Annotated in this window: 29 protein-coding genes; 1 reads left to right on the forward strand and 28 read right to left on the reverse strand. The window is 58.2% G+C overall.

Features of this window, described 5'->3' with window-relative positions; all coding sequences use genetic code 11:
* Positions 1-50 precede the first annotated feature (50 nt).
* The 28 genes from nuoN to ACR0NW_RS02935 form a co-directional block, all read right to left on the reverse strand.
* The gene (gene nuoN, locus ACR0NW_RS02800) at positions 51-1,493 is read right to left on the reverse strand and encodes an NADH-quinone oxidoreductase subunit NuoN (RefSeq protein ID WP_480448950.1); all 1,443 of its coding nucleotides are present in this window, start codon (positions 1,491-1,493) and stop codon (positions 51-53) included.
* A gap of 15 nt (positions 1,494-1,508) precedes the next feature.
* Positions 1,509-3,053, reverse strand: a complete 1,545-nt coding sequence (locus tag ACR0NW_RS02805; RefSeq protein ID WP_170650672.1) for an NADH-quinone oxidoreductase subunit M — start codon at positions 3,051-3,053, stop codon at positions 1,509-1,511.
* Entirely contained in the window at positions 3,053-5,257 is a 2,205-nt protein-coding gene (nuoL, locus tag ACR0NW_RS02810) for an NADH-quinone oxidoreductase subunit L (RefSeq protein WP_480448948.1), read from the reverse strand. The genes ACR0NW_RS02805 and nuoL overlap by 1 nt, the downstream gene beginning before the upstream one ends.
* A 6-nt stretch (positions 5,258-5,263) precedes the next feature.
* Complete coding sequence (nuoK, locus tag ACR0NW_RS02815) at positions 5,264-5,569, reverse strand: NADH-quinone oxidoreductase subunit NuoK (protein ID WP_005984024.1); 306 nt, start codon at positions 5,567-5,569, stop codon at positions 5,264-5,266.
* Positions 5,570-5,573: 4 nt separating this feature from the next.
* A complete protein-coding gene (locus ACR0NW_RS02820) occupies positions 5,574-6,176 on the reverse strand; it encodes an NADH-quinone oxidoreductase subunit J (RefSeq protein ID WP_170650674.1) in 603 nt (200 codons plus the stop codon).
* The gene (locus tag ACR0NW_RS02825; RefSeq protein WP_170494155.1) at positions 6,173-6,583 is read right to left on the reverse strand and encodes a carboxymuconolactone decarboxylase family protein; all 411 of its coding nucleotides are present in this window, start codon (positions 6,581-6,583) and stop codon (positions 6,173-6,175) included. Before ACR0NW_RS02825 ends, ACR0NW_RS02820 begins: the two co-directional genes overlap by 4 nt.
* Complete coding sequence (gene nuoI / locus ACR0NW_RS02830; RefSeq protein ID WP_170348157.1) at positions 6,580-7,074, reverse strand: NADH-quinone oxidoreductase subunit NuoI; 495 nt, start codon at positions 7,072-7,074, stop codon at positions 6,580-6,582. Before nuoI ends, ACR0NW_RS02825 begins: the two co-directional genes overlap by 4 nt.
* A 2-nt stretch (positions 7,075-7,076) precedes the next feature.
* Complete coding sequence (nuoH, locus tag ACR0NW_RS02835; RefSeq protein ID WP_170650675.1) at positions 7,077-8,114, reverse strand: NADH-quinone oxidoreductase subunit NuoH; 1,038 nt, start codon at positions 8,112-8,114, stop codon at positions 7,077-7,079.
* Between the two features lie 207 nt (positions 8,115-8,321).
* Complete coding sequence (gene nuoG / locus ACR0NW_RS02840; RefSeq protein ID WP_480448945.1) at positions 8,322-10,343, reverse strand: NADH-quinone oxidoreductase subunit NuoG; 2,022 nt, start codon at positions 10,341-10,343, stop codon at positions 8,322-8,324.
* Between the two features lie 3 nt (positions 10,344-10,346).
* A complete protein-coding gene (locus ACR0NW_RS02845; RefSeq protein ID WP_480448943.1) occupies positions 10,347-10,751 on the reverse strand; it encodes a DUF5333 domain-containing protein in 405 nt (134 codons plus the stop codon).
* A 98-nt stretch (positions 10,752-10,849) separates the two neighbouring features.
* Positions 10,850-11,197: a hypothetical protein gene (locus ACR0NW_RS02850; RefSeq protein WP_480448941.1), complete on the reverse strand. Its 348-nt coding sequence runs from the start codon at positions 11,195-11,197 to the stop codon at positions 10,850-10,852.
* An 81-nt stretch (positions 11,198-11,278) separates the two neighbouring features.
* Positions 11,279-11,782 (reverse strand): DUF3291 domain-containing protein, encoded by a 504-nt coding sequence (locus ACR0NW_RS02855; protein ID WP_480448939.1) that lies wholly within the window; start codon positions 11,780-11,782, stop codon positions 11,279-11,281.
* Positions 11,779-12,195, reverse strand: coding sequence for an MAPEG family protein (locus tag ACR0NW_RS02860; protein ID WP_480448937.1), 417 nt, complete (start codon positions 12,193-12,195; stop codon positions 11,779-11,781). Before ACR0NW_RS02860 ends, ACR0NW_RS02855 begins: the two co-directional genes overlap by 4 nt.
* Positions 12,196-12,200: 5 nt before the next feature.
* Positions 12,201-13,499, reverse strand: a complete 1,299-nt coding sequence (gene nuoF, locus ACR0NW_RS02865) for an NADH-quinone oxidoreductase subunit NuoF (RefSeq protein ID WP_480448935.1) — start codon at positions 13,497-13,499, stop codon at positions 12,201-12,203.
* A 6-nt stretch (positions 13,500-13,505) separates the two neighbouring features.
* The gene (locus tag ACR0NW_RS02870) at positions 13,506-13,733 is read right to left on the reverse strand and encodes a DUF5337 domain-containing protein (protein ID WP_480448933.1); all 228 of its coding nucleotides are present in this window, start codon (positions 13,731-13,733) and stop codon (positions 13,506-13,508) included.
* A 32-nt stretch (positions 13,734-13,765) separates the two neighbouring features.
* Positions 13,766-14,866 (reverse strand): NADH-quinone oxidoreductase subunit NuoE, encoded by a 1,101-nt coding sequence (gene nuoE, locus ACR0NW_RS02875; RefSeq protein WP_480448931.1) that lies wholly within the window; start codon positions 14,864-14,866, stop codon positions 13,766-13,768.
* Positions 14,866-16,089, reverse strand: coding sequence for an NADH-quinone oxidoreductase subunit D (locus tag ACR0NW_RS02880; RefSeq protein WP_480448929.1), 1,224 nt, complete (start codon positions 16,087-16,089; stop codon positions 14,866-14,868). Before ACR0NW_RS02880 ends, nuoE begins: the two co-directional genes overlap by 1 nt.
* On the reverse strand, positions 16,089-16,223 hold the full coding sequence (locus tag ACR0NW_RS02885; protein WP_480448927.1) for a hypothetical protein: 135 nt from the start codon (positions 16,221-16,223) through the stop codon (positions 16,089-16,091). The genes ACR0NW_RS02880 and ACR0NW_RS02885 overlap by 1 nt, the downstream gene beginning before the upstream one ends.
* A 1-nt stretch (position 16,224) precedes the next feature.
* Complete coding sequence (locus ACR0NW_RS02890) at positions 16,225-16,398, reverse strand: hypothetical protein (protein WP_170433422.1); 174 nt, start codon at positions 16,396-16,398, stop codon at positions 16,225-16,227.
* On the reverse strand, positions 16,398-17,003 hold the full coding sequence (locus ACR0NW_RS02895; protein WP_480448926.1) for an NADH-quinone oxidoreductase subunit C: 606 nt from the start codon (positions 17,001-17,003) through the stop codon (positions 16,398-16,400). The genes ACR0NW_RS02890 and ACR0NW_RS02895 overlap by 1 nt, the downstream gene beginning before the upstream one ends.
* Positions 17,004-17,014: 11 nt before the next feature.
* Positions 17,015-17,548 (reverse strand): NuoB/complex I 20 kDa subunit family protein, encoded by a 534-nt coding sequence (locus ACR0NW_RS02900; RefSeq protein ID WP_010442777.1) that lies wholly within the window; start codon positions 17,546-17,548, stop codon positions 17,015-17,017.
* A complete protein-coding gene (locus tag ACR0NW_RS02905) occupies positions 17,539-17,904 on the reverse strand; it encodes an NADH-quinone oxidoreductase subunit A (protein WP_170325678.1) in 366 nt (121 codons plus the stop codon). The genes ACR0NW_RS02900 and ACR0NW_RS02905 overlap by 10 nt, the downstream gene beginning before the upstream one ends.
* 192 nt (positions 17,905-18,096) lie before the next feature.
* Entirely contained in the window at positions 18,097-18,879 is a 783-nt protein-coding gene (locus tag ACR0NW_RS02910) for a crotonase/enoyl-CoA hydratase family protein (protein WP_480448925.1), read from the reverse strand.
* A 9-nt stretch (positions 18,880-18,888) separates the two neighbouring features.
* On the reverse strand, positions 18,889-19,743 hold the full coding sequence (locus tag ACR0NW_RS02915; RefSeq protein WP_480448924.1) for a hydroxymethylglutaryl-CoA lyase: 855 nt from the start codon (positions 19,741-19,743) through the stop codon (positions 18,889-18,891).
* Between the two features lie 42 nt (positions 19,744-19,785).
* A complete protein-coding gene (locus tag ACR0NW_RS02920) occupies positions 19,786-21,720 on the reverse strand; it encodes an acetyl/propionyl/methylcrotonyl-CoA carboxylase subunit alpha (RefSeq protein ID WP_480448923.1) in 1,935 nt (644 codons plus the stop codon).
* Between the two features lie 81 nt (positions 21,721-21,801).
* Positions 21,802-23,406: a carboxyl transferase domain-containing protein gene (locus tag ACR0NW_RS02925; RefSeq protein ID WP_480448922.1), complete on the reverse strand. Its 1,605-nt coding sequence runs from the start codon at positions 23,404-23,406 to the stop codon at positions 21,802-21,804.
* Positions 23,403-23,636: a hypothetical protein gene (locus ACR0NW_RS02930; protein WP_170650690.1), complete on the reverse strand. Its 234-nt coding sequence runs from the start codon at positions 23,634-23,636 to the stop codon at positions 23,403-23,405. The genes ACR0NW_RS02925 and ACR0NW_RS02930 overlap by 4 nt, the downstream gene beginning before the upstream one ends.
* 143 nt (positions 23,637-23,779) lie before the next feature.
* Complete coding sequence (locus ACR0NW_RS02935; protein ID WP_480448921.1) at positions 23,780-25,303, reverse strand: AMP-binding protein; 1,524 nt, start codon at positions 25,301-25,303, stop codon at positions 23,780-23,782.
* A 136-nt stretch (positions 25,304-25,439) separates the two neighbouring features.
* Here ACR0NW_RS02935 and ACR0NW_RS02940 point away from each other — a divergent pair, with 136 nt between their 5' ends.
* Positions 25,440-26,039 carry an OmpW/AlkL family protein gene (locus tag ACR0NW_RS02940; protein ID WP_480449597.1) on the forward strand — a complete coding sequence of 200 codons (600 nt, stop codon included), beginning with the start codon at positions 25,440-25,442 and terminating at the stop codon, positions 26,037-26,039.
* The last annotated feature ends 32 nt before the right edge of the window (positions 26,040-26,071 follow it).

Raw genomic sequence — 26,071 nt, forward strand, 5'->3', positions numbered from 1 at the left:
AAAAAGGCCCGGTCATGTGACCGAGCCCCCCAATGTTGTTTCGGTTTCTCTTAGTTGACAAGCGTTGCTGCCGCGGCTGCTGCCGCGCCTTCAACACCAAACTGATAGAACACACCAAACAGCATCAATGCCGCCGACCCCATCAGCGCACCCCAAAGAACGGGAGATGAGTTGGTCTCGATCGGATCCTCGTTTTCTTCTCCGAAGTACATGTAGAATACGATCCGCAGGTAGTAGAACGCACCGATGGCTGAGGCGATGGCAGAGGCAATGACCAGACCGGTCAGACCCGCATCGACACCAGCCTGCCAGACGCCAAATTTGGCAAAAAAGCCCAACATCGGCGGAACACCGGCAAGGCTGAACATCAGGATCAGAACCGCCAATGCCTTACCCGGATCGCGGCGCGAATACTGACGCAGCGCGTCGATATCGGTAACTGGCTGCCCATCGCGCTCCATCATCAGGATAAAGGCGAAGGTGCCAACGTTCATTGTGATGTAGATTGCCAGATACAGCAGCATCGCCTTGACGCCCATTTCCGTACCCGCGGCCAACCCGATCAGGGCATAGCCCATATGCGCAATCGAAGAATACGCCATAAGCCGTTTGATATCCCGTTGCCCGATGGCAGCGATACCGCCAAGGAACATGGACAGAACCGACAACAGCACGATGACCTGCTGCCAATCCGAGACAACAGAGCCAAAGGCGTCGTGAAGAACACGCGCGAACAACGCCATCGCGGCGACCTTCGGCGCGGTTGCAAAGAACGCGGTAATCGGTGTGGGCGACCCTTCGTAAACATCCGGTGTCCACATGTGGAACGGAACCGCGGATACTTTGAAGGCCAGACCTGATATCAGGAAGATCAGACCAAACAGCAGGCCAACAGAAACCTCTCCCTCATTGACCGTTTGAATGATGCCCGAGAACAGGGTGGTGCCGGTAAAGCCATAGACAAGCGATGCACCATAGAGCAACAGCCCCGAGCTGAGCGCGCCAAGCACAAAATACTTCAAGCCAGCTTCGGTCGATTTGGCACTGTCTCGGCGCAGGGCAGCAACCACGTAAAGTGACAACGATTGCAGTTCCAGCCCCATGTAAAGCGACATCAAATCGCTGGCGCTGACCATCATCATCATGCCGACTGCGGCAAGCGCGATCAGAATGGGGTATTCAAACCGCAATAGACCCCGGCGCGCCATGTATTCCTGACTCATCACCAGAACCGCTGCTGCGGAAAGCAGGATCGCCACCTTCGCAAAACGGGCGAAACTGTCATCGGTGAACATTCCGTTGAATGCCACCTTGGTGCCACCACCTTGCGTTGCGATCCAGAAAGACAGCAAAACCATAAGGCCAGCGGTGGTCCAGACCAACAGCGGCCCCAGCGCGTCCTTCGAGGTATAGACAGCCCCGATCAGCGCCGCCATCGCATAGATCGCCAGAACGATTTCCGGCAGAATTACAATCAGATCAGCTTGGATCATGTCTCCAAAGCCCCCTTAATGCGAAGCGGCAACCTGGGTCGCGGCCTCAGCCGCGGCCAGAGCCGTGTCATAGTTCGAAATCAGCGCTGCAGTAGAGTTGCCGATCACATCGGTCACCAGCGACGGGTAAACGCCCAGCAGAATGGTCATGACGATCAACGGAGCAAACACCACACGCTCACGCGTGCTCATGTCGGTGATCGACTTGAGGCTTTCCTTGATCAGGTCGCCAAAGACGACCCGCCGATAAAGCCACAGCGCATAACCGGCCGAGAAGATCACGCCCGAAGCCGCTACTGCGGTGACCCACGTATTGACCTGGAACGCCCCCATAAGCGTCAGGAATTCGCCGACAAATCCAGAGGTACCGGGCAGCCCTACATTGGCCATGGTAAACAGCATGAAGACCAGCGCATATGCAGGCATCCTGATCACCAGTCCGCCATACGCCTCAATATCGCGGGTGTGCATCCGGTCATAGATCACACCGACGATGAGGAAGAGAGCAGCGGAGATGAAGCCGTGGCTGAGCATCTGGAAAATCGCCCCATCCACGCCCTGCTGGTTCGCCGCAAAGATCCCCATCGTGACAAAACCCATATGCGCGACCGAGGAATAGGCGATCAGCTTTTTCATGTCCTCCTGCACCAGCGCAACCAGCGAGGTGTAGACGACGGCAATCGCTGACATCCACAGCACAAGGTCCGTCATCACAGCTGATCCCACCGGGAACATCGGCAACGAGAAACGCAGGAAACCGTATCCACCCATTTTCAATAGGATCGCGGCCAGAACCACGGAACCGGCAGTCGGCGCCTGAACGTGGGCATCGGGCAACCAGGTATGCACCGGCCACATCGGCATTTTCACCGCAAACGAAGCAAAGAAGGCCAGGAACATCAGTGTCTGCATCCCGCCAACGACGTAGATGCCCAGAACACTGAAGCTTTCGGACGAGAACTGATGGCTCATCAACGCTTCAATGTCGGTTGTGCCCGCATCCGCATACATCGCCACCATGGCGACCAGCATCAGCACCGAGCCGAGGAAGGTATATAGGAAGAACTTGAAGCTGGCATAAATGCGTTCCTTGCCGCCCCAGATACCAATGATCAGGAACATCGGAATCAGGCCCGCTTCGAAGAACAGGTAGAACAGCACCAGATCCAGCGCCATGAACACGCCCAGCATCAGTGTTTCCAGCAGCAGGAAGGCGATCATGTATTCCTTGACGCGGTCAGTCACGTTCCAGCTGGCCAGAATGGTCAGTGGCATGATGAACGTGGTCAGAAGAACGAAAAGAACGCTGATACCGTCCACACCCATCTTGTACTTAAGGCCCATCAGCCACTTACCCTCTTCCACCATCTGGAAGCCGGTATTCGACGGATCAAAGTCGGTATAGATGCCAATCGACACCAGGAACGTCACGGTCGTTGCAACCAGTGCAACCCATTTCGCGTTCCGTTGCGCGGCAGCATCTTCCCCCCGCAGAAACAGCGCCAGTATCAGCGCCGCGATGGCGGGAATGAATGTGACAATGGATAGGATATTGTCCATCAGTGAGCGCCTCCGCCGATCGACATCCAGGTGACTAGGGCGGCAATGCCCAGAACCATCCAGAAGGCGTAAGTAAAGATGTAACCCGTCTGCGCCTTGCCTGCGAGGCGGGTAAAGAAGGGTACAACGCCCATTGCTACTCCGTTCAGGAAGCCGTCGATTGTGTTGCCGTCACCGCGCTTCCACAGGAACCGCCCCAAGGCCAGTGTCGGCTTGACGAAAACTGCGTCGTAAATCTCATCAAAATACCACTTGTTCAGCAGGAACTGGTACAGATGGCGCTGGTTTTCCGCCAGACGCCCCGGCAACGAAGGATTCACGATGTAGAAGAGGTAAGACAGTGCAAAGCCCAGGACCATCGCGATGAACGGTGACACTTTCACCCATTTCGGTGCGGCATGTGCATCATCAAGCACATGATTGTCTGGCGAAATATAGATCGCGCCTTCACCCGGCTTACCTGCAAAGGATGCATGGTGCCCATCAGCGGCCTTGCCGTGGCCATCATCTGCAACGGCCTCACCATGTCCTTCATCCGACGTCGCCGCATGCGCGGTTTCTTCGCCATGGCCAGCTTCTTCACCGTGCGTGGCTGCAGCTTCGTCACCGTGCTCTTCTTCACCATGCCCTTTGCTTTCGCCATGATCGCCCGCATCTGCGTGCACCTCAGCGCCGCTCATCGGGATTCCGTAGAATTTCCCGACCTGATCCGCATGGCCAAAGAAGTTGCCGTACCAGATCATACCCGCAAACACGGCACCCAATGACAGAACACCCAGCGGAACCAGCATGGACATCGGGCTTTCATGCGCATGTTCGTGCGTATGCTTGTCTCCGCGCTCCTCACCATAGAAGGTCAGGAAGATCAGGCGCCACGAATAGAACGAAGTGAACGCTGCCGCGATTACCAACAGCCAGAAGCCATAGGCCGAACCACCCGCATAGGCACTCTCGATAATGGCATCCTTGGACAGGAACCCGGCAAAACCAAAGGTCGTCAGCGGGATACCAACCCCAGTGATGGCCAAAGTGCCGATCATCATCGCCCAGAAGGTATAGGGAATCTTTTTCCGCAGATTGCCATAGTTCATCATGTCCTGCTCGTGATGCATCGCGTGGATGACCGAACCGGCACCAAGGAACAGCAGGGCCTTAAAGAAGGCGTGCGTGAACAGGTGGAACATTGCCGCCGAGTACATGCCCACACCAGCAGCCACAAACATGTACCCCAGCTGAGAGCAGGTCGAATAAGCGATGACACGTTTGATGTCCGTCTGAACCAAACCAATGGTCGCAGCAAAGAATGCAGTCGAGGCACCCAGCACGGTCACGAAACCCGCAGCACCCGGCGCGAACTCGAACAACGGCGACATCCGGCATACCAGGAACACACCCGCCGTCACCATTGTCGCAGCGTGGATCAGCGCCGACACGGGCGTCGGGCCTTCCATCGCGTCCGGCAACCAGGTGTGCAGGATCAATTGCGCTGACTTGCCCATCGCACCGATGAACAGCAACACGCAGACGACCTCGATCGAAGACCACTCGCCCCACAGGAAGGTCAGCTTGCTTTCCGCCAGTGACGGTGCGGCGGCAAACACGTCGGAAAAATTGATGCTGTCGGTCAGGAAAAACAGCGCAAAAATCCCCAGTGCAAAGCCAAAGTCACCCACCCTGTTGACGACAAAAGCCTTGATGGCAGCGGCGTTGGCTGACGGTTTGCGATAGTAGAACCCGATCAGCAGGTAGGATGCGACACCCACGCCCTCCCAACCAAAGAACATCTGAACCAGGTTGTCCGACGTCACCAGCATCAGCATCGCGAAGGTAAAGAAGCTGAGATAGGCAAAGAAACGGGGCTTATAGCTTTCGCCTTCGCGCCATTGCGGATCGTGATCCATGTAGCCGAAGGAATAGAGGTGCACCAGCGCCGAAACGGTTGTCACCACGATCAGCATGATCGCGGTCAGGCGGTCTAGACGGATCGCCCAGCTTGTCGACAGCGAACCGCTTTCGATCCAGCGCATGATCTCGATCTGCTGGGTGTGCCCGTCGAAGGTGAAGAACACGATCCAGCTGAGCAGACAGGCCAGAAACAGCAGCCCAGTCGCGGTCCACATGGCAGCTTTTTCGCCAATGAACTTCCAACCGAACCCGCATAGGATAGCGCCCACGAGCGGGGCAAAGAGGATGGTAGTTTCCATGTTCCCTTACCCCTTCATCATATTGACGTCTTCAACCGCGATGGTGCCGCGGTTGCGGAAGAAGCAGACCAGAATGGCCAGCCCGATCGCCGCCTCGGCCGCCGCCACGGTCAGCACAAACAGCGTAAACACCTGCCCGACCAGATCGCCGAGGAAACTGGAAAACGCCACCAGGTTGATATTCACCGCCAGCAGCATCAATTCGATGCTCATCAGCAGGATGATGACGTTCTTGCGGTTCAGGAAGAGACCGAAGATGCCGATGACGAACAGCGTCGCCGCGACCGTAAGATAGTGTTCAAGTCCGATCATCGTCTCAAAGTCCCTGCCCCGGTTTCACATCCTTCAGCTCCATCGCCTTGGCCGGGTCACGCATCATCTGGCCGACGATGTCCTGACGCTTGATGTCCTGACGGTGGCGCAGCGTCAGAACGATGGCGCCGATCATGGCCACCAGCAGGATCAGGCCCGCCAGTTGGAACAGAAGGAAGTATTGATCGTAAAGAATGACGCCGAGCGCCTCAGTGTTGTGGCGGTCCGCCGGAACCGGCTGTGCTAGGTTAGCCGCAGCACCCTGCGCGCTGTCCCATGCTCCGATGGCCATGACGAACTGCATCAGGATCACCAATCCGATCAACAGCGCCAGCGGCATATAGCGCGCCATCTCGGCCTTCAGCTCGGCAAAGTCCACGTCCAGCATCATCACCACGAAGAGGAACAGAACCGCGACCGCGCCCACATAGACGATGATCAGCAGCATCGCCACGAACTCGGCCCCCAGCAGAACAAACAGGCCCGCCGAGGAAAGGAAGGACAGGATCAGCCACAGCACCGAATGCACCGGCTGGCGGCTGATCACCGTGAACAGCCCGCCGGTGATGGCGCTGATGGCAAACAGATAGAAGGCAAAGACGGTCATTGATCCTCATCCTCGTTATCGCCCATGACTTCTTGCGCCAGATCCAGCGCACGGGTCATGGCCGGGATGCCGGCAAAGACCGACATCTGACCGATCGTTTCCACGATCTCTTGTTTCTTGGCACCAGCCTCAAGCGCGTGGCGCACGGTCTGACGCACCGCCGAGTCCGCCTGAGCGCCCTGACAGGTCAGCCCGGCCAGTGTCAGCAGCAGGCGGGTTTTGGCATCCAGCCCGTCTTTGTTGACGGTGTTGCCGAACATCATCTCCATGACCTCTTTCGGCATGGTCGGCCACAGTGCCTCGAACCCTTTGGGCGAAAAATTCTCCATCGCCGGGTTCATCGCCTTGGCCATTTCCTGAGCCTGCTTCATCATCAGCTCAAACGGATTTTGGGGCGTGTCACTCATCTGTACGGCGCGTCCATTTCCAGATTGCGAGCGATCTCGGCTTCCCAGCGTTCGCCGTTATCCAGCAGTTTCTGCTTGTCGTAGAACAACTCTTCGCGGGTCTCAGTCGCGAATTCGAAGTTCGGACCTTCGACGATAGCATCGACCGGGCAAGCTTCCTGACAGAAGCCGCAATAGATGCATTTGGTCATGTCGATGTCATAGCGCGTGGTGCGGCGGCTGCCGTCTTCGCGCGGTTCGGCATCGATGGTGATGGCTTGTGCCGGGCAGACGGCTTCGCACAGTTTGCAGGCGATGCAGCGTTCCTCGCCGTTGGGATAACGGCGCAGAGCATGCTCACCGCGAAAGCGCGGGGACAGCGGCCCCTTTTCGTGCGGATAGTTGATGGTGGCTTTGGGGGCGAAGAAATACTTCAGCCCCAGCTTCATGCCGACCCAGAAATCCTGCAGCAGAAAATATTTGGCAGCGCGGGTGTAGTCGATTTGGGTCATGATCAGCCTCCTACGCTCCAACGGGCGAACGCACCCCAGAACCAGTCGAATTTCGCCGCAAAGGCCACGAACACCACCCAGACCAGCGAGAACGGCAGGAATACTTTCCAGCCCAACCGCATTAGCTGGTCATAGCGGTAGCGAGGCGTGATCGCCTTGACCATCGCGAAGATGAAGAAGAAGAACGCCATCTTCGCCACCATCCACAGCACGCCATCGGGCAGGCCTGGAATCGGGGACAGCCAGCCACCGAAGAACAGCAGCGACGTCAGCGCGCACATCAGGAAGATTGCGATGTACTCACCCGCCATGAACAACAGGAAAGGTGTGGCCGAGTATTCGACCTGATAGCCGGCAACCAGTTCTGATTCCGCTTCCGGAAGGTCGAATGGGGGGCGATTGGTCTCTGCAAGCGCCGAGATGAAGAACAGGAAGACCATCGGGAAGTGCGGCAGCCAATACCAGCTGAAGAAGCCGAACGAGCCATCCTGTGCCCGGACGATGTCTCCGAAATTCATCGAACCGGTCGAAATGATGATGCCGATGATGATCAGGCCGATAGAGACCTCATACGAGATCATCTGCGCCGCAGAACGCAACGAACCCAGGAACGGGTACTTTGAGTTCGACGCCCAACCGCCCATAATCACGCCATAAACTTCCAACGAAGACACAGCAAAAACATAGAGGATGGCAACGTTGATATCCGACAGAACCCAGCCATCGTTGAACGGGATCACCGCCCAGGCGATCATCGCCAGTACGAAGGATGTCAGCGGAGCAAGGATGAAAACCGTGCGGTCAGCACCCGCGGGGATCACGACCTCTTTCACCACATATTTCAGCGCGTCCGCCACCGATTGCAGGATGCCATAGACGCCCACAACGTTGGGGCCTCGGCGCATCTGAACTGCGGCCCAGATCTTGCGGTCGCCATACACAAGGAACAACAGCGAGATCATCACAAAGGCAACGACTGCAAGCACTTGCGCCAGAATGATGATGGCTATTCCGCCTGGGGTGTTAAAGAATTCAGCCATTGGTCCTCACACCGTGGGTATTCCGTTTTCCGCGGGCGTTGCAAAGGCCATGTGCCTGCGCAAACTGCGGCTGGGTCGGCGCGTTGGTGTAAACAGCATCTGCAGCCGTTGCGCCACCCTTATTGTTGCGTTTCACGCGCAATTCTCTGTTGCCTGCGCCACTTAGCACAGCACAGGTGTCAGAGAGCGATATGAAACAGCTCTGGTTCATTCCGCCGCGATCTTCTGGTTCTTGCGGGCCTGAGCCTGCGCGGATAGTTCCGCCATCAGTTGCGAGGCGCGTGCAATCGGGTTGGTCAGATAAAAATCCGTGACCGCATTGCGGAACGTCGCTTTGCCCAGTGGCGCGGCATCCAACGGCTGAATTTCGTTCTCGATCACCTCGTCGATACGAGCCAGATGCGGAACCGCCTCGAGCAGGGCAGTGCGCAATTGCGCCAGCGAGTCGAAGGGCAATGTCGCCCCCAGTTCCGCGGACAACGCTCGCAGGATGGCCCAGTTTTCCTTTGCCTCACCCGGAGCAAAGCCTGCGCGCATCGCGAGTTGCGGGCGGCCTTCGGTGTTGACGAACAGGCCGTTTTCTTCGGTATAGGCCGCACCCGGCAGGATCACATCAGCGCGGTGCGCGCCCCGATCGCCGTGGCTGCCCTGATAGATGACAAAAGCGCCCTCACCGATTTCGACCTCATCCGCCCCGAGGTTATAGATCACATCCGCCGCGCTGACGGCGTCCATGCCATCCTCGTTGGTGGCATCCACATCCATGGCACCCACGCGCGCGGCGGCGGTGTGCAGAACGATCAAGCCGCTTTCTGTATTGGCAGCTATGGCCTGCGCGGCGGCCAGAACAGCAGCGCCGTCGGCCTCTTGCAGTGCGCCTTGCCCGACAATAACCAACGAGCGTTTGCCCTTGATCACATCGTCGCCACCCATGTCCACGACCTGTTGCAGCGCCGCGCGATCATCTCCGACATGGTGATAGCCATAAGTCAGGTCCACAGCCGGGCCAACCAGAGCGACCTCAGCCCCATGCGCCCATGCCTTGCGGATGCGCGCATTCAGGACAGGTGCCTCTTCGCGCGGGTTGGTTCCGATCAGAAGGATACGTTCGGCAGCGTCGATATCCTCAATCGCTGCGGTCCCGGCATAAGCGCCCCGGTTACCCGCAGGCAGCTTGGCCCCGTCAGTGCGGCATTCAACAACACCGCCCTGCCCTTCGATCATCTGTTTCAGGGCAAATATAGCCTCGACCGGTGCCAGATCACCGACGATCCCTGCGGGCTTCTCAGCCCCTTTCAGTGCCTCAGCCGCTTTGGTCAGTGCTTCGGGCCATGTCGCCGGGCGCAGCTTGCCGTTTTCGCGCACGTAAGGCTTGTCCAAACGCTGACGACGCAGACCGTCCCACACAAAGCGGGTCTTGTCGCTGATCCATTCCTCGTTCACGCCGTCATGGTTACGCGGCAAAAAGCGCATCACTTCGCGCCCCTTGGTATCCACACGAATGTTCGAACCCAAGGCATCCATCACGTCGATGCTCTCGGTCTTGGTCAGTTCCCAAGGACGCGCAGTGAAGGCATATGGCTTTGATGTCAACGCCCCAACCGGGCACAGGTCGATGATATTACCCTGCAGGTTCGAATCCAGCGTCTGGTTCAGATACGAGGTGATCTCGGCATCCTCGCCACGTCCGGTCTGACCCATCTGAGTGATTCCAGCCACTTCGGTCGTGAAGCGCACACAACGGGTACAACTGATGCAGCGGGTCATCGCAGTGCCGACCAACGGCCCCAGATCCAGATCATCGACCGCACGCTTGGCTTCCTTGAAGCGCGAGCCCGACACACCATAGGCCATCGCCTGATCCTGCAGGTCGCATTCACCGCCCTGATCGCAGATCGGGCAATCCAGCGGGTGGTTGATGAGCAGGAACTCCATCACCCCTTCGCGGGCTTTCTTGACCATGGGCGAGTTTGTCTTGACCTCCGGCGCCTGTCCTTCAGGCCCCGGACGCAGATCGCGGACCTGCATGGCGCAAGAGGCCGCAGGTTTGGGCGGGCCGCCAACAACCTCCACCAGACACATCCGGCAGTTCCCGGCAATCGACAGGCGCTCGTGATAGCAGAAGCGCGGCACCTCGACCCCGGCCTCTTCGCAGGCCTGGATCAGGGTCATCGCGCCGTCGACTTCGATTTCCTGCCCGTCGATATTGACTTTGCGGAGGTCAGACATGGTCTAGTTCGCCCTCAAATACACGCCAATGGCGCTGTTTCTTTCAATCTCTGCCCGCCCCAGCGTGCAGAATGTCTGTGGCTGCCCGTAGGAAACGCCGTGCTGGGCCAGGTAGGACTCGCCCTTGGTCCGCATCCGTGCCTTTTCGGCATCGGATTCCACATAGGCGCGGATTTCCGCATCCGAATAACCCAGTTTATTGGCCTTTGACTTCAAACCCCACATCACCCCGATCGCCTTGAGTCTGCGTCCACTGATATCGTCGCAGTACTCAGAAATCTCATTTGCAATGGCGATGTAGTAGAGTTCGTTGTCGATCTCTTTGACTTCGCGCAAGGGCGGCTTGGCTTGTGCGAACGTCGGAGCGATCAGCAAAGCGGACAATACGGCAATCTTGAAACCAGACATGGCAATTCCTTTCGTCTTGGGTTTTCCCAAGCGAAAGGATTTGGCCACGCTATTCAATAACATCGGGCCTTGCCTCAGATGATATGCAAAAACACCGCTCATGGTCTTTGGCAGGTTCCTGCAAAAGTCAGCGTGTCATCCACAATGCGCAGGTTCTTAGGATCGGTGTCCGGTCCAACCTTCCAGTCGATCTTGGACGAGCCGTAATTGGCGATGCAGTATTTGGTTCCTTCAAAGCGGCCGGCTTCGCGTGCACCATCCAGCGACACTGAAGCGCCATCCACGGTCACCGTGAAATCCGCAAGCGTCACCTTCTTGTCGACAACTTTGGCCTTGGTTCGAAACGCGTGACCGTCGAACAGGACCTGATCGTTCGATCCTCGTCCGCAACTTGCGACAATGGCCAGCGCGGCGATCAGTCCAAGGGCTGAGATATGTTTATTCATGGCAGCAGATCTCCGGTTCAGCAGCATGGGCCGGATGGTCCGGCGCAACGGTTTGGTTTTGCGATATGATCTTCATCGCTCTCACTCCGCTGCTACCGGGGCGCAAACGTTGTTGCGCCATTGGGTGGCTTGTTTCAGTTCATTCCAGCCAAAGGCATGGTCGCTGGGACCATTTGAACGCAGATGTTCAAGCCGTTCGACTGCCTCATCAAGCGAGGGTTTGTGACCGGCTGGTACCCACCACATCGCAAAGTGCATTTGCCCCAGAACTTCGAACCACTCCTGACGGCGTTCGTAGAACTGTTTGTGAATTGTCCCCCAGACAAACTTTTCAAGGCTCTGCACATCTTCCCAGACTGTCAGATTGGCGACGAATTGCGGGTCATCGCCGATGGCGTTTTCGGTGTTCCCGGTACCCGGTTCACCCGATCCTTCCATCATCCAGACGAAACCGGGCATACGCTTGCCCAGCCCGTTCACGCGATCAAGGTTCGCCATGAACTCGGCCACACGCGGATCGTCCGTGGGTGCCAGCAGGCGGCCCACGTTCAGTTCCGCCAGATGATATCCGTCAGGCTGAATCAAAACGCCGCCACCAGTGCCATCAGTGCCAGAACGACCATGCAGGCCCATCCGATCACGTAGAAAACCGACCGCAGCCCGCTGTGGGGTTTCCCGATACCACGCAGGTGGATCACCAGCATGACAACCCGCGCAACCAGTACCAGCGATGCCAGCAGGTTAACCCAAACCGGGCTGGCCCCAAGCAGGATCGCGGCCACCGTGACCGCCAGATAGGCGGGCAGCGTTTCGGTTCCGTTCAGGTATGCCCTGTTCAAACGGTAGGCTTTATCCGAATAATCTTGCTCCGGTGTCGCGCCCGGTGCCAGCCCCTTGCCTGCCTTGGCCAGAGCCGAAAACGGCGAGAGGGCCAAAACAATCAAAGTAAAGATCATCAGCGAGGCAATCGCATGGGAATATTCGGCAAAGATATCCATCAGGTTCACTCCGCTGCCATCGCACCCATTCGGCCCGATTTCTGGGCCTTGATGCGGTCCTCGATTTCATCCCGGAAGTTGCGGATCAGGCCCTGGATCGGCCAGGCAGCCGCGTCGCCCAAGGCGCAAATCGTGTGTCCTTCGACCTGCTTGGTCACGTCGAACAGCATGTCGATCTCTTCCAGCTCGGCCTCACCACGCACCAGCCGGTCCATGACACGCATCATCCAGCCGGTGCCTTCGCGGCAAGGCGTGCACTGACCGCAACTTTCGTGCTTGTAGAACTTCGATAGACGCCAGATTGCCTTGATGATGTCGGTGGACTTGTCCATGACGATCACAGCCGCCGTACCCAGGCCCGAGCCCAATTCGCCGCGCAAGTAGTCGAAATCCATAATCGCATCGCGCATGTTCTCACCACGCACGCAAGGCACCGACGATCCCCCGGGGATAACTGCCAGCAGGTTATCCCATCCACCGCGAATTCCGCCGCAATGGGTTTCGATCAGCTCTTCAAAGGAAATCGACATCGCCTCTTCGACGACACAAGGGTTGTTGACATGGCCCGAGATCGCAAACAGCTTGGTGCCCGCGTTGTTCTGGCGGCCAAAACCCGCGAACCAGTCGGCACCACGGCGCAGGATCGTCGGCACGACAGCGATGGATTCAACGTTGTTCACAGTGGTAGGGCAGCCATAAAGCCCCGCGCCCGCAGGGAACGGAGGTTTCATCCGCGGCATACCCTTCTTGCCCTCAAGGCTTTCGATCAGAGCGGTTTCCTCACCGCAGATATAGGCCCCTGCCCCATGATGCAGGAACAGGTCGAAATCCCAGCCCGACCCGGCGGCGTTCTTGCCCAGCAGACCGGCGTCATAGGCTTCGTCAATCGCGGCCTGCAGCGCCTCACGCTCACGGATATATTCGCCGCGTAGGTAGATATAGCAGGTATGCGCGTTCATCGCGAAAGATGCGATCAGGCAACCTTCGATCAGCGTATGTGGATCATGGCGCATGATCTCGCGGTCCTTACAGGTGCCGGGTTCGGATTCATCCGCGTTCACAACCAGATAGGCCGGACGACCATCGCTTTCCTTGGGCATGAATGACCATTTCAGACCCGTCGGGAAACCAGCGCCTCCGCGTCCACGAAGGCCAGAGTCCTTCATGGTCTGGATAATCCAGTCGCGCCCCTTGTCGATCAGGCCAGCGGTGCCGTCCCAATGCCCCCGGGCCTGCGCGCCTTTCAGCGTACGCTCGTGCATCCCGTAGATGTTGGTAAAGATCCGGTCCTGATCCTTCAGCATCGCTACTTACCTTTGGCTATCCTGACGCATGCGCCAGAGTTGAAAAATGTTGACGCCTGCATAGATGAACCCTGCCAGAGCGGCAAAATCAAACAGCAGTGCATGTCGCGTCGTCAGTTCCAGTGCGGGACCGATGAACAAGTTCATGGCAAGCCAAAGCGCCATCGTCACAGCGATGACGATGCCGATATGGCGGCCCTTGCGGGCTATGGCCTGTTCCTTGTCCTTGTCCATCTCACCCTGATGCCCCGGATGGGCACCGTCATTCAGTCTTCGTAAGTGCCGTCTTCCTTGGCACGTTTGGCGAATTCGGTTTCCTCACCCGCCGCAAGTTTTCCGGCCTGTTCGATCCATCCATCACGCTCGATCCGGCCCTTGAACTTCAGCCGCGCATCTACCCATGCCACGTTTTCCGCAGTCCAGGCCGCGATCTGGTCATAGTGGTAAAAACCCAGCTCATTCAGCGTCTCTTCCAGCTTGGGACCAACGCCCTTCAGCATCTTCAGATCGTCGGCTTTCCCGTCACGAGGGCCGGTCAGAGTTTCGGGCTGATCTTCCTTTGCCGCCCGCGCCTCTTCAGCCTGTTTCACCGCAGGTTTCGCCGGAGCCGGAGCCTTGGGCGGCTTCGGCGCCGCCTTTGTCGCCGCGGCCTTACCATCCTTGCCCAGCCAAGGGGTCAGGATCGGAACCTCGGTCCCGTCGATCCGCTTGACGGTGTCGCCAATGTCTGCGGCCAGTTGCACGCTGGCATTGTACTGTGTCTTGCCGCTTTCATAGTCCTTGAGGCTGCTCAACCCCTTGAGTGGTTCGGCCCCATACCTGCCATTCTGCGGCCCCGGTGTCGGCACCTTGCCCGCCGCCAGATCATCAAGGATTTTGCCAAAGCTATCAGCAGTCAGATCTTCATAATAATCTTTGCCGATCTGAGCCATCGGCGCATTGGTGCAGGACCCGAGGCATTCCACCTCTTCCCAGCTGAGCTTGCCATCTGCGGACAGCTCATGCGGCTTGGCGGCGATCTTTTCCTTGCAGACCGCGATCAAATCCTCAGCCCCGCAGATCATGCACGACGTGGTGCCGCACACCTGAATATGCGCGACAGACCCAACCGGTTGCAGCTGGAACATGAAGTAGAAGGACGCAACCTCAAGCACGCGGATATAGGCCATGCCCAGCATGTCAGCGACGGATTCGATCGCCGGACGGGTCAACCAGCCCTCTTGTTCCTGCGCGCGCCACAGCAGCGGGATGACCGCGCTGGCCTGACGCCCCTCGGGGTACTTGGTGATCTGCGCTTCGGCCCATTGCTGGTTAGCAGCGGTGAAGGCAAAGCTTTCGGGTTGTTCGGGATGAAGACGGCGGAGCATTAGCGGTCAATCTCTCCAAATACGACGTCCATGGTGCCGATGATGGCGGCGACGTCAGCCAGCTGGTGCCCTCCGGCGACGTGGTCCATGGCTTGCAGATGCAGGAAACCCGGCGCGCGCAGTTTGGCGCGGTAGGGTTTGTTGGTGCCATCGGCGACCAGATAAACGCCAAACTCGCCCTTGGGGGCCTCGACGGCGGCATACACTTCGCCCGCTGGGACGTGGAAACCTTCGGTGTAAAGCTTGAAGTGATGGATCAGGCTTTCCATCGAAGTCTTCATGTCCGAGCGTTTCGGCGGGGTGATCTTGCCGCGTGCCAGAACGTCGCCCGGGCAGTCACGCAGCTTGGCGATGGCCTGACGGATGATATGCAGCGACTGGCGCATCTCTTCCATGCGGACGAGGTAACGGTCATAGCAGTCGCCATTCTTGCCGACGGGGATCTGAAACTCGAACTCGTCATAGCATTCATAGGGCTGCGCGCGACGCAGGTCCCATGCCAGACCAGACCCACGCACCATAACACCCGAGAAACCATATTTCTGGATATCGTCTTCGGTCACGACACCGATATCAGCGTTGCGCTGCTTGAAGATGCGGTTTTCTGTCAGCAGACCGTCGATATCATCGAGAACTGCCGGGAATTCGTGACTCCACGCCTCGATATCATCCAGCAATTCCGGCGGCAGGTCCTGATGCACACCGCCCGGGCGGAAATAGGCCGCATGAAGTCTGGCGCCACAGGCCCGCTCATAGAACACCATCAGCTTTTCGCGTTCTTCAAAGCCCCAAAGCGGCGGGGTCAGCGCGCCGACGTCCATCGCCTGCGTGGTCACGTTCAGCAGGTGGTTCAGGATGCGCCCGATCTCGGAATACAGCACCCGGATCAGCGACCCACGGCGCGGCACCTCGACTCCGGTCAGCTTTTCGATGGCCAGACACCAGGCGTGTTCCTGGTTCATCGGGGCCACATAGTCCAGACGGTCAAAATACGGCAGGTTCTGCAGATACGTCCGGCTTTCCATCAGCTTTTCGGTACCGCGGTGCAGCAGGCCGATATGTGGGTCGCAGCGTTCGACGATCTCGCCGTCCAGTTCAAGCACCAGACGCAAAACTCCGTGTGCCGCAGGGTGTTGCGGGCCGAAGTTAATATTGAAATTGCGGATCTTCTGTTCTCCGCTCAGCGCGTCCGTGCTGCCGTCATCGTATCTTGAGCCGTCCATCAACGCCCCCGTTTGTTCTTTTTCGCTTCGGCCCGAACCCGGACCTTTTTCGCCTCGGCAGCTTTGGCTGCGGCCCCTGCCAGCAGGACCCCCAGCGCACCCAGTGCGAACAGTTCCCCCAGCAGCATCAGCATCTCAACGGCGCTCCAGCTCTTGCAGTTTCAATCCAACCCACCACAGCAACGCAATCGTGCCAAATGGGATCAGACAAAGAAGGCACCAGTATTTGTTGATCCCGAAAAACGGCAATATCTTCACCATCGGAATGATGGTTAGCGCAGACAGGATCAGCCACCAGATGCCACCCATTATTCGGTCTCCTGCTTTTCATCCCCCGGCAGAATGTAATTCGCACCTTCCCACGGTGACATGAAGTCAAACTGACGGTATTCCTGCACCAGACTGACAGGTTCGTAGACCACGCGCTTTTGCGCCTCATCGTACCGCACCTCGGTATAGCCGGTGGTCGGGAAGTCCTTGCGCAGAGGGTGGCCGCGAAAACCATAGTCAGTCAGGATACGCCGCAGGTCCGGGTGACCCGAGAACAGGATCCCGAACATATCGAATACTTCACGCTCGAACCAGTTGGCCGAGGGGTGAACGTCCACGATCGAGGGCACCATGTCCTCTTCACGGATGGACACCCGCAGGCGGATACGCTGGTTCTGGTACATCGACAGGAAGTGATAGACCACGTCGAACCGTTTGACCCGTTCGGGGTAGTCGACGCCAGTAATATCAACCAGTGATGAGAACTTGCAGTTCTGATCGGATTTCAGAAACTCCACGAACTCCACCAGGTTTGACGGGGCAACATCGATATTCAGTTCGCCATGGGTCACATCCCAGGACAGAACACAATCGGCCCGTTTCAGCTCCAACTGCGCGCCGAGTTCCTTGAGTGCGTCGCTCATCAGCTCTCTCCTCAGCGTACGATGGTGCCGGTGCGGCGGATTTTGCGTTGCAGCTGCATCAGGCCGTACAGCAGCGCCTCAGCCGTCGGAGGGCAGCCGGGGACGTAGATATCGACCGGCACGACACGGTCACAGCCGCGTACCACTGAATAAGAATAGTGATAGTAACCACCGCCATTGGCACAGGACCCCATTGAGATCACATAGCGCGGCTCGGGCATCTGGTCATAGACCTTGCGCAGCGCCGGGGCCATCTTGTTGGTCAGAGTACCGGCCACGATCATCACGTCGGATTGACGCGGAGAGGCGCGCGGGGCGATGCCGAACCGTTCCGCGTCATAACGCGGCATCGAGGTGTGCATCATCTCAACCGCGCAGCAGGCCAGACCAAAGGTCATCCAGTGCAACGAGCCGGTACGGGCCCAGTTAATAATGTCTTCGGTCGAGGTCAGAAGGAACCCTTTGTCCTGCAACTCGGCATTCAGGGCCTGGGTGGCGACTTCCTTGTCGACGCCGGCGGTGTTTGCGCCCGTCATCACTCCCATTCCAGGGCCCCTTTCTTCCATTCATAGGCAAAGCCAATGGTCAGCACTGCCAGGAACACCATCATCGACCAGAACCCCACATCACTGATGTCCTTGAACCCGACGGCCCATGGGAACAGGAAGGCGATTTCCAGATCGAAGATGATGAAAAGAATCGAGACCAGATAGAATCGGACGTCGAATTTCATCCGCGCATCGTCGAAGGCGTTGAACCCACATTCATATGCGCTGACCTTTTCGGGGTCGGGATTGCGGACGGCCAGAACCACAGCCGCAAGAATCAGGACGATTCCAAGGCCTACGGCAACGGCAAGAAACACCAGGATCGGGAGATACTCCCGCAACAGGTCTTCCACGAATAGCTCCTTTCCTGCGCGTGCCCCAAAAGGGTGCGCCGTCAATTGGCGTGTTGACTGGACATTCTCTATCCGCGCGGGGTCAGAGGGTCAACCGAACACAACCACGCACCGGCGCATTATTCGGAACAAATCGGGACAGATTTCCAACTGGTTTTGCGATTGTCGACTTTCGAGCAACAGATGCTAAACCTAAGTTTTCCATGCAGGTTTTCTTTTTTCGAAAAACGCTTCGATCCCCTCGTGGGCCTCGTCCGTTTCCCAGCGATCGACCAGCGCCTGAATCGTCTGGTCGATCACGTTGTCATCAATTCCAGGACCAAGTGTCCCGATCAGTTGCTTGGCCGATGCAACCGCGCCGGGGGCGCAGGACAAATATGGCACCACTTCGGCTTCGACCGCGCCCGCCAGATCATCTGACGGCACCGCCTTTGCAAGAAGTCCAAGCTCCACCGCCTCGGACGCGTCAAACAATCGTGCGGACATGAACACGCGCCTCGCCCGCGCTTCACCCATCCGGGCTATTACATATGGCCCGATCGTGGCCGGGATCAGACCCAGACGAGTCTCGGTCAGTCCCATTTTCAGGCTGTTCACGCCAATTGCCACATCGCATACAGATGCCATCCCTACACCGCCACCAAAAGCATTGCCCTGCAACGCGCCGATCAGCGGTTTGGGCAAGGTATTCAACGCCTGCAACATCTCGGCCAGTTTGCGCGCCTCAGCAAACCGGGTGTCGGGATCAGCCGCCATCTGGGCCTGCATCCATCCCAGGTCGCCCCCCGCGCAAAACGTCTTGCCCGCGCCGGTCAAAACCACGACCCGCACCGCATCATCCCCGGCAAGACGTTTAGCAGCCTCAGTCAGTTCAGAAATCATCTGTGCAGACATGGCGTTGTGTTTTTCTGGACGGTTAAGTGTCAGCGTCGCGACACCGCGTTCATCAGTCACCAATGAGATCGTTTCGAACATGCCTTGCCCTTATTCCTGCCTCATGGCGCGCGCCATTGTCGCCGCCTCCTCAATAACCGCGAGGTCAAGCCCGGTCTCGTATCCTAGCCGCTCAAGATGCGCAGCCAGCGCCTCGGTCGCCACGTTTCCGGCAGCCCCCGGCGCATAGGGGCATCCCCCCAGACCGCCAACCGCTGCATCGAACACCCGCACGCCCAGCGCCAACGAGGCGTCGACGTTGTCTATGGCGCGCCCTGACGTGTCATGGAAATGCCCCGCCAATCGGGTTACGGGCACCCGTTCGCGAACGGCCAAAAGCATATGTGCAATCGAGTCCGGCGTCGCCTGACCAATCGTATCGCCCAGCGAAATTTCATAACACCCGTGCGAGAACAGCAGATCCGCGACTTCGGCCACTTTTTCCGGCGGCGTAGGACCGTCATAGGGGCAGTCGGTCACGCAAGAGACATAGCCGCGCACCGGCAAATCGATGTGACGCGCGGCTTCGAGGATCGGCACGAACCGCTCTATCGATTCCTCAATTGTCGCGTTGATATTCGCTTTCGAGAAACCCTCCGACGCCGATGCAAATACTGCAATCTCGTCGGCTTTCGCAGCAAGCGCATCCTCATATCCGCGCATGTTGGGGGTCAACGCCGCATAGCGAATGCCGTCTGCACGGGTGATACCCGCCAGAACTTCGCCGCTGCCCGCCATCTGTGGCACCCATTTAGGTGAGACAAAGCTGGCAACCTCGATCCGGCTGAAACCAGCACGGCTCAGACAATCGACCAACGCGACCTTGCTGGCGACCGGAATTTCGCGTGCCTCGTTCTGCAACCCGTCGCGCGGGCCAACTTCAAAAATTTCAACGCGGTCGCCCATTATTCCCTCCGAAGTTCTTTTAATCACACCGGGATTGCCGGATCACTCGACTTCTTCCAACCTCACCAGTGCCGCGCCGGCTTCAACCTGACTGCCCGCGTCGGTCAGCACCTCCGCCACGACACCATCGCGCGCCGCAAGCAACGAATGCTCCATCTTCATGGCTTCCAGAATGGCCATCCGGTCACCTTCTTTGACCGCTTGACCTGCTTTCGCAAAGACGGCCTTGACCAACCCCGGCATCGGCGCCTCGATCACGTTGACATCACCGGTGGCACTGGTGTCGCGGTCAAGCGGATCAACAATTCCAAAAACCGTCCCGTTGGCGCCAAAAACCGTAGCGACCGAACCGGAGATTGCAACCCGAGGCAACTTCATACCTCCTAAGCACCAGACACCATCACTCCGCTCTGCAACAAACCGGGTATCGTCGATTGTCCAGTTTTGCAGATCAGGAGATTGCACCTGAACATCCAGATTCACAACGTCACCGCCCCAAGTTAATTGAACAGCGCGATGCAACGGTGCCCAGAGGGCGAAGCCGCTGACATCCTGAGTATCCGTCAACTGAGACGCAGCCATCGCAGCGGCGATTGTCTGTATCGGTTCAGGCGAAACCTCCTGCACCAGTGAATCAAGATCTCGGGCAATAAGCCCGGTATCCACGTCCCCCGAAGCAAAGCCATTGTGCCGCGCCAGTTCACCCAGGAACGCCAGATTTGTGACGGTGCCTGCGACCTCGGTTCCGGACAATGCGCGGCTTAACGACGCCAAGGCGACCTCACGCGTTGGACCGTGCACGATAACCTTGGCAATCATGGGATCATACCAGGGGCTGATCGTATCACCGGCCCGAACACCGCTGTCGGCGCGACACGTTTTCGGAAACTCCAGATGCGTCAGTGTTCCGGTGGCAGGCAAAAAGCCCTTTGGCACGTCTTCTGCATAAAGCCGCGCTTCGAAAGCATGACCTGAAATCGCCAATTCCTCTTGCCGCGCGGGCAAGCGTTCCCCTGAGGCAACCCGCAGCTGCCAGTCGACCAGATCTATGCCGGTGATCGCCTCGGTAACGGGGTGTTCCACCTGCAATCGAGTGTTCATTTCCATGAACCAGAAGCGGTCCGGACGTAATCCGTCCGAGGCATCGACGATGAACTCAACCGTCCCTGCCCCCTTGTACCCGATCGCCTCGGCCGCGCGCACACCGGCCTGCCCCATCGCCTCACGCATCTCGGTCGTCATGCCGGGGGCCGGGGCTTCTTCGATCACTTTCTGATGTCGCCGTTGCAGCGAACAGTCACGTTCAAACAGATGGACCGCGTTTGTACCGTCGCCGAAAACCTGCACTTCAATGTGACGCGGTTTGGCGACGAATTTCTCGACCAACACGGCGTCGTTACCAAACGCTGTGCGTGCCTCACCCCGTGCACTGTCCAAAGCCGCTGCGAAATCCTCGGGCCTTTCCACAAGGCGCATGCCTTTGCCGCCACCGCCGGCAACTGCCTTGATCAACACCGGATAGCCGATAGCATCAGCAGCTCCGGCAAGGTGTTCGTCGTCCTGATTGTCACCGTGGTATCCGGGAACCACCGGAACTCCAGCCTGTTCCATCAGCACCTTAGCCGCGTCCTTAAGGCCCATCTTGCGAATCGCTGCCGCCGAGGGGCCGATGAAGGTCAGACCCGCAGCCTCAACAGCATCCACGAAATCGGGGTTTTCAGACAGAAAGCCATAACCGGGGTGAATTGCCTGCGCGCCGGTATCGAGCGCGGCCTGAATGATCACATCCCCCTTCAGATAACTTTCAGCCGGTGCCGCACCACCGATATGCACCGCCTCATCCGCCATTTGAACGTGCTTGGCGGCGGCGTCAGCGTCCGAATAAACGGCCACGCAGGAGACGCCCATCTTCTGAGCCGTTTCCATCACCCGGCAGGCAATCTCGCCCCGGTTGGCAATCAGGATTTTATTGAACATGCTTAACTTTTCCTTCCCCGGCGGAATCCTTCAAAGAAGGGTTTTGCCAAAAGAACTTTCTCAGAAAATTCTCCATCGCGGTCACATCCTGAACACGCCGAAACGTGTCTTTTCGATGGGTGCATTCAAGGCTGCGCTCAGCGAAAGCGCCAACACATCACGACTTTTGCGCGGATCGATGATGCCATCATCCCATAGACGCGCGGATGCGTAGAGGGGATGCGATTGCTCCTCAAACATTTCCAGCGTCGGGCGTTTGAATTCGGCCTCTTCCTCAACCGACCATGTGCCGCCCTGCCGTTCGATGCCGTCTCGTTTGACGGTGGCCAGTACACCTGCCGCCTGTTCTCCACCCATGACCGAGATTCGAGAATTCGGCCATGTCCACAAGAACCGGGGCTGATAGGCGCGGCCCGCCATGCCGTAGTTCCCGGCCCCGAAAGAGCCGCCCACCAACATCGTAATCTTGGGCACCGAGGTCGTCGCCACGGCGGTCACCATCTTGGCCCCGTGCCGTGCGATGCCCTCGTTCTCGTATTTACGCCCAACCATGAACCCGGTGATGTTCTGCAGGAACACAAGAGGGATTTTGCGCTGCGAACATAGCTCGACAAAGTGCGCGCCCTTTTGCGCGGCCTCTGAAAACAGCACGCCGTTATTGGCGATGATCCCAACCGGGCAGCCTTTGACATGGGCAAACCCTGTCACGAGTGTGTCGCCAAAGCGCGGCTTGAATTCGTCGAAACGCGATCCATCAACCAGCCGGGCGATCACTTCACGAATGTCATAAGGAGTGCGCAGATCAGCCGGGACAACCCCTAGGATTTCCTCGGGGTCATATGCCGGGTCTTCGGGGCTGGCCCAATCCACCGTCTGCGGCCTGCGTCGGTTCAGCGATCCAACCGCGCGGCGCGCCAGTGCAAGCGCGTGGGCGTCATCCTCGGCCAGATAATCGGCCACACCGGACAAACGGGTGTGGACGTCACCGCCACCCAGGTCCTCGGAGCTGACAACCTCACCTGTTGCGGCCTTGACCAAGGGCGGACCGGCCAGAAAGATCGTGCCCTGCTCCTTGACGATGATCGTCACGTCCGACATCGCGGGCACATAAGCGCCGCCCGCCGTACAAGACCCCATGACAACCGCGATCTGAGGGATGCCCTTTGAGCTCATCCGCGCCTGATTGTAGAAGATGCGGCCAAAATGGTCTCGGTCTGGAAAGACCTCATCCTGATTGGGCAAGTTCGCGCCGCCACTATCGACCAGATAGATGCAGGGCAGATTGTTTTCCTCGGCAATCTCCTGCGCGCGCAGGTGTTTCTTGACCGACATCGGATAATAGGTGCCGCCCTTAACGGTGGCGTCGTTGCAGACCACCATGACCTCCAGCCCCTGCACCCGGCCAATACCGGCAACAACCCCGGCGGACGGAGCTGCATCGCCGTACATCCCATGCGCCGCCGTTGCACCAATTTCCAAAAACGGAGACCCAGGGTCCAGCAGGTTCGCAACCCGACGGCGGGGCAGCATCTTGCCGCGCGATTCATGGCGTGCGCGTGATTTCTCGCCACCACCCATGCGGGCCGCTTCGGCAGCAGCAGAGATTTGGGCAAGCGCATCGAGATGCGCTGCGCGGTTTGCCTTGAAGCCCTCAGAAGTAGGCATAGCTTTGGATGTGAGCTTCATTCAGCCACCTCGATTTTGAATAAACGGTTTGCCAACGGAAGAACGCCCCAGATTGTTACGATAAGAACGCTTACGATTTTTAGCGTACCGAGCAGAAATCCGGGCCAGTTAAACAATTCGCGCAGTTCCTGAACGGTTTTGCCACCTCCTTCGAAATCAAACGAATAGGAAACGGCAAAGGCGCAAGCAAAGCAGACAACCCAATAAACAAACGTTGAAAACGCAGTCACACGGAGTTTCTCGTTGCAATTTATGCAGTGTACGAATTTGACACCAACGTCCGTACCATAAGCGGTCCCCCACATTTTCCAACTCGGCAATAGAGTGGTGCAGTTTGGGCATCGTAGGCCGCTTATGCGATCAGAAATGCTCATTAAGACACTTCCCCTGCCGCCAGCGCCTTCAATTCCTTCCGGATCACCTTCCCGGTCACTGTCATCGGCAGTTCCTCAAGAAACGCGACTTCACGTGGATAGGAATACTGCGCCAGACGGTCCTTGACCCATTCCTGCAACTCAGCGCCAGACGCCTCGCCCCCCGGTTTCAGCACGACATAAGCCTTGACGATCTCGGTCCGCAGCGGGTCGGGCTTGCCGACCACGCCCACCGTCGCCACCGCCGGGTGCGTCAGCAGGCAATCTTCGATCTCGGCCGGACCGATGCGGTATCCAGCGGACGTTATCACGTCATCATCCCGACCCACGAAACGCAGATAGTCGCCTTCCCACACGCCACGATCGCCGGTAATCAGCCAGTTACCCCGGAATTTCTCGGCCGTTGCCTCAGGTCGGTTCCAGTATTCCAGCAGCATCGAGGCCGAACCGCGCCGGATGGCCACATCGCCCTCTTCCTCTGTCGGATTACCGTCATCGTCGATCACCGCCACCTCATGCCCCGGCACCGGCTTGCCGATGCAGCCGGGCTGCACCGGGAAATCCCGGGCGCAGGAAGAGACGACCATATTGCATTCGGTCTGACCGTAGAATTCGTTGATCGTCAGGCCGAAAGCCTTTTCCCCCCAAGCCAGCATTTCGGCGCCCAGCGGCTCACCGCCCGAAGCGACAGAGCGCAGGCCCGGAATGGACTGGTCCGCAGCCTTGAGCATCCGCAATGCAGTCGGCGGGAAGAAAACGTTGCGCACACCGCCGCGTTCGATCACTTCGGCGCAGGCCTCAGGCGTGAATTTCTCCAACCTCGCGGCAACAACCGGAACGCCCAGCGCCAAGCCCGGCATCAGCACGTCGAACAATCCACCGATCCAGGCCCAGTCGGCAGGTGTCCACAAGCAATCACCGTCCTGCAGGTGATTGTGACTGATCGAAACGCCGGGCAGATGGCCGGTCAGCACCCGATGACCGTGCAAGGCACCCTTTGGACTGCCCGTTGTCCCGGAGGTATAGATCAGCACTGCAGGGTCTTCGGAGCTGGCATCGGCGAATGGCACCGGCTCACCAGCTTCACCGATTTCAGCTGCGATCAACGGGGTGGCCAGATCCGTCAGCATGGCGGCGCCCTCGGCGTCGGTCAGCACAAATTGGGCACCCGCATCGCCAACGCGGGACTTCAGGGCGTCCCGTTTGAACAGTTTGAACAAGGGAACCGAAATCGCTCCGATTTTCCAGATCGCAAGATGGGCCGCCGCACACCAGCGTGACTGGCTGAGCAACACACCAACCCGATCACCGGGCTGCACCCGCTGCAGCAGCGCGCGAGCGATTCCATCCGTCATGTCTGACAGCTGGCCATAGGTGACCTGCCTGAAACTACCTTCCGTCAGATCAATCAGTGCAACTTGCTGTTTCGGCTTGGACAGGCATTGGCTTGCCATATTCAGCCGATCAGGCACATCCCAGCCGCCCGCTGAATGCAATCCGGGTATGCGCTCAGAGCGAGGCATGGCGAATTCCCCTTATTTCATTGGGCGCTTCGGGTCGAGTCGAATGGAACTCACAGCACTCGTTTTGACACAGATCAGAGAGAGGATGTTGCGCATGGCGCAATGCGTGTGTGTTAACGAAACCAAAGGCTTGAAGATGAACAAGAAACTCGCCGCATTCACTCTGTCCACTGCGCTCGTCGCCCTTGCAGCACCCGCGTTTGCGCAATCGAAAGGCGACTGGACGGCCAGTATCGGTCTTGGATACCTCAACCCCAAATCCGACAACGGCACGGTCCTTGGCCAAAGCACGGATATCAGCTCGGATACCCGCCCGATCTTCACCGTCGAATACTTTATTCAGGACAATCTGGGGATCGAGTTGCTGGCTGCCACTCCGTTCAAGCATGACATCACGCTCGGCGGCAGCATTGACGCAGGCAGCGTCAAACAACTGCCGCCCACCCTGTCGCTGAACTATCACTTCCCCACCAACAGCGCTTGGAAACCGTACGTCGGCGCCGGCTTGAACTACACCACCTTCTTCGACGAAGAGCTCCCCGGCCTCAAGATCGACGACTCGTTCGGCGTGTCGCTGCAGGTTGGCCTGGACTATATGATCAACGATGACAACGGTGTTCGGCTGAACGTCCGCTGGTTCGATATCGACTCGGATGTCACGCTTAACGGACGCAACATCGGCAAAGCCGAAATCGATCCGTGGCTGATTGGCGTGTCCTACGTCCATCGCTTCTGATCCTTTCACCGAAACGCCCCGCAGTTCCCTCG

The organism is Ruegeria sp. CF5 (assembly GCF_056537325.1).

Coding starts and splice junctions, on each gene's coding strand:
- nuoN (WP_480448950.1), bottom strand. CDS start 1,493: ATGATCCAAGCTGATCTGATTGTAATTCTGCCGGAAATCGTTCTGGCG.
- ACR0NW_RS02805 (WP_170650672.1), bottom strand. CDS start 3,053: ATGGACAATATCCTATCCATTGTCACATTCATTCCCGCCATCGCGGCG.
- nuoL (WP_480448948.1), bottom strand. CDS start 5,257: ATGGAAACTACCATCCTCTTTGCCCCGCTCGTGGGCGCTATCCTATGC.
- nuoK (WP_005984024.1), bottom strand. CDS start 5,569: ATGATCGGACTTGAACACTATCTTACGGTCGCGGCGACGCTGTTCGTC.
- ACR0NW_RS02820 (WP_170650674.1), bottom strand. CDS start 6,176: ATGACCGTCTTTGCCTTCTATCTGTTTGCCATCAGCGCCATCACCGGC.
- ACR0NW_RS02825 (WP_170494155.1), bottom strand. CDS start 6,583: ATGAGTGACACGCCCCAAAATCCGTTTGAGCTGATGATGAAGCAGGCT.
- nuoI (WP_170348157.1), bottom strand. CDS start 7,074: ATGACCCAAATCGACTACACCCGCGCTGCCAAATATTTTCTGCTGCAG.
- nuoH (WP_170650675.1), bottom strand. CDS start 8,114: ATGGCTGAATTCTTTAACACCCCAGGCGGAATAGCCATCATCATTCTG.
- nuoG (WP_480448945.1), bottom strand. CDS start 10,343: ATGTCTGACCTCCGCAAAGTCAATATCGACGGGCAGGAAATCGAAGTC.
- ACR0NW_RS02845 (WP_480448943.1), bottom strand. CDS start 10,751: ATGTCTGGTTTCAAGATTGCCGTATTGTCCGCTTTGCTGATCGCTCCG.
- ACR0NW_RS02850 (WP_480448941.1), bottom strand. CDS start 11,197: ATGAATAAACATATCTCAGCCCTTGGACTGATCGCCGCGCTGGCCATT.
- ACR0NW_RS02860 (WP_480448937.1), bottom strand. CDS start 12,195: ATGGATATCTTTGCCGAATATTCCCATGCGATTGCCTCGCTGATGATC.
- nuoF (WP_480448935.1), bottom strand. CDS start 13,499: ATGCTGAAGGATCAGGACCGGATCTTTACCAACATCTACGGGATGCAC.
- ACR0NW_RS02870 (WP_480448933.1), bottom strand. CDS start 13,733: ATGGACAAGGACAAGGAACAGGCCATAGCCCGCAAGGGCCGCCATATC.
- nuoE (WP_480448931.1), bottom strand. CDS start 14,866: ATGCTCCGCCGTCTTCATCCCGAACAACCCGAAAGCTTTGCCTTCACC.
- ACR0NW_RS02880 (WP_480448929.1), bottom strand. CDS start 16,089: ATGGACGGCTCAAGATACGATGACGGCAGCACGGACGCGCTGAGCGGA.
- ACR0NW_RS02885 (WP_480448927.1), bottom strand. CDS start 16,223: ATGCTGATGCTGCTGGGGGAACTGTTCGCACTGGGTGCGCTGGGGGTC.
- ACR0NW_RS02890 (WP_170433422.1), bottom strand. CDS start 16,398: ATGGGTGGCATCTGGTGGCTGATCCTGTCTGCGCTAACCATCATTCCG.
- ACR0NW_RS02895 (WP_480448926.1), bottom strand. CDS start 17,003: ATGAGCGACGCACTCAAGGAACTCGGCGCGCAGTTGGAGCTGAAACGG.
- ACR0NW_RS02900 (WP_010442777.1), bottom strand. CDS start 17,548: ATGGGAGTGATGACGGGCGCAAACACCGCCGGCGTCGACAAGGAAGTC.
- ACR0NW_RS02910 (WP_480448925.1), bottom strand. CDS start 18,879: ATGTTCGAAACGATCTCATTGGTGACTGATGAACGCGGTGTCGCGACG.
- ACR0NW_RS02915 (WP_480448924.1), bottom strand. CDS start 19,743: ATGGGCGACCGCGTTGAAATTTTTGAAGTTGGCCCGCGCGACGGGTTG.
- ACR0NW_RS02920 (WP_480448923.1), bottom strand. CDS start 21,720: ATGTTCAATAAAATCCTGATTGCCAACCGGGGCGAGATTGCCTGCCGG.
- ACR0NW_RS02925 (WP_480448922.1), bottom strand. CDS start 23,406: ATGAAGCTCACATCCAAAGCTATGCCTACTTCTGAGGGCTTCAAGGCA.
- ACR0NW_RS02935 (WP_480448921.1), bottom strand. CDS start 25,303: ATGCCTCGCTCTGAGCGCATACCCGGATTGCATTCAGCGGGCGGCTGG.
- ACR0NW_RS02940 (WP_480449597.1), top strand. CDS start 25,440: ATGAACAAGAAACTCGCCGCATTCACTCTGTCCACTGCGCTCGTCGCC.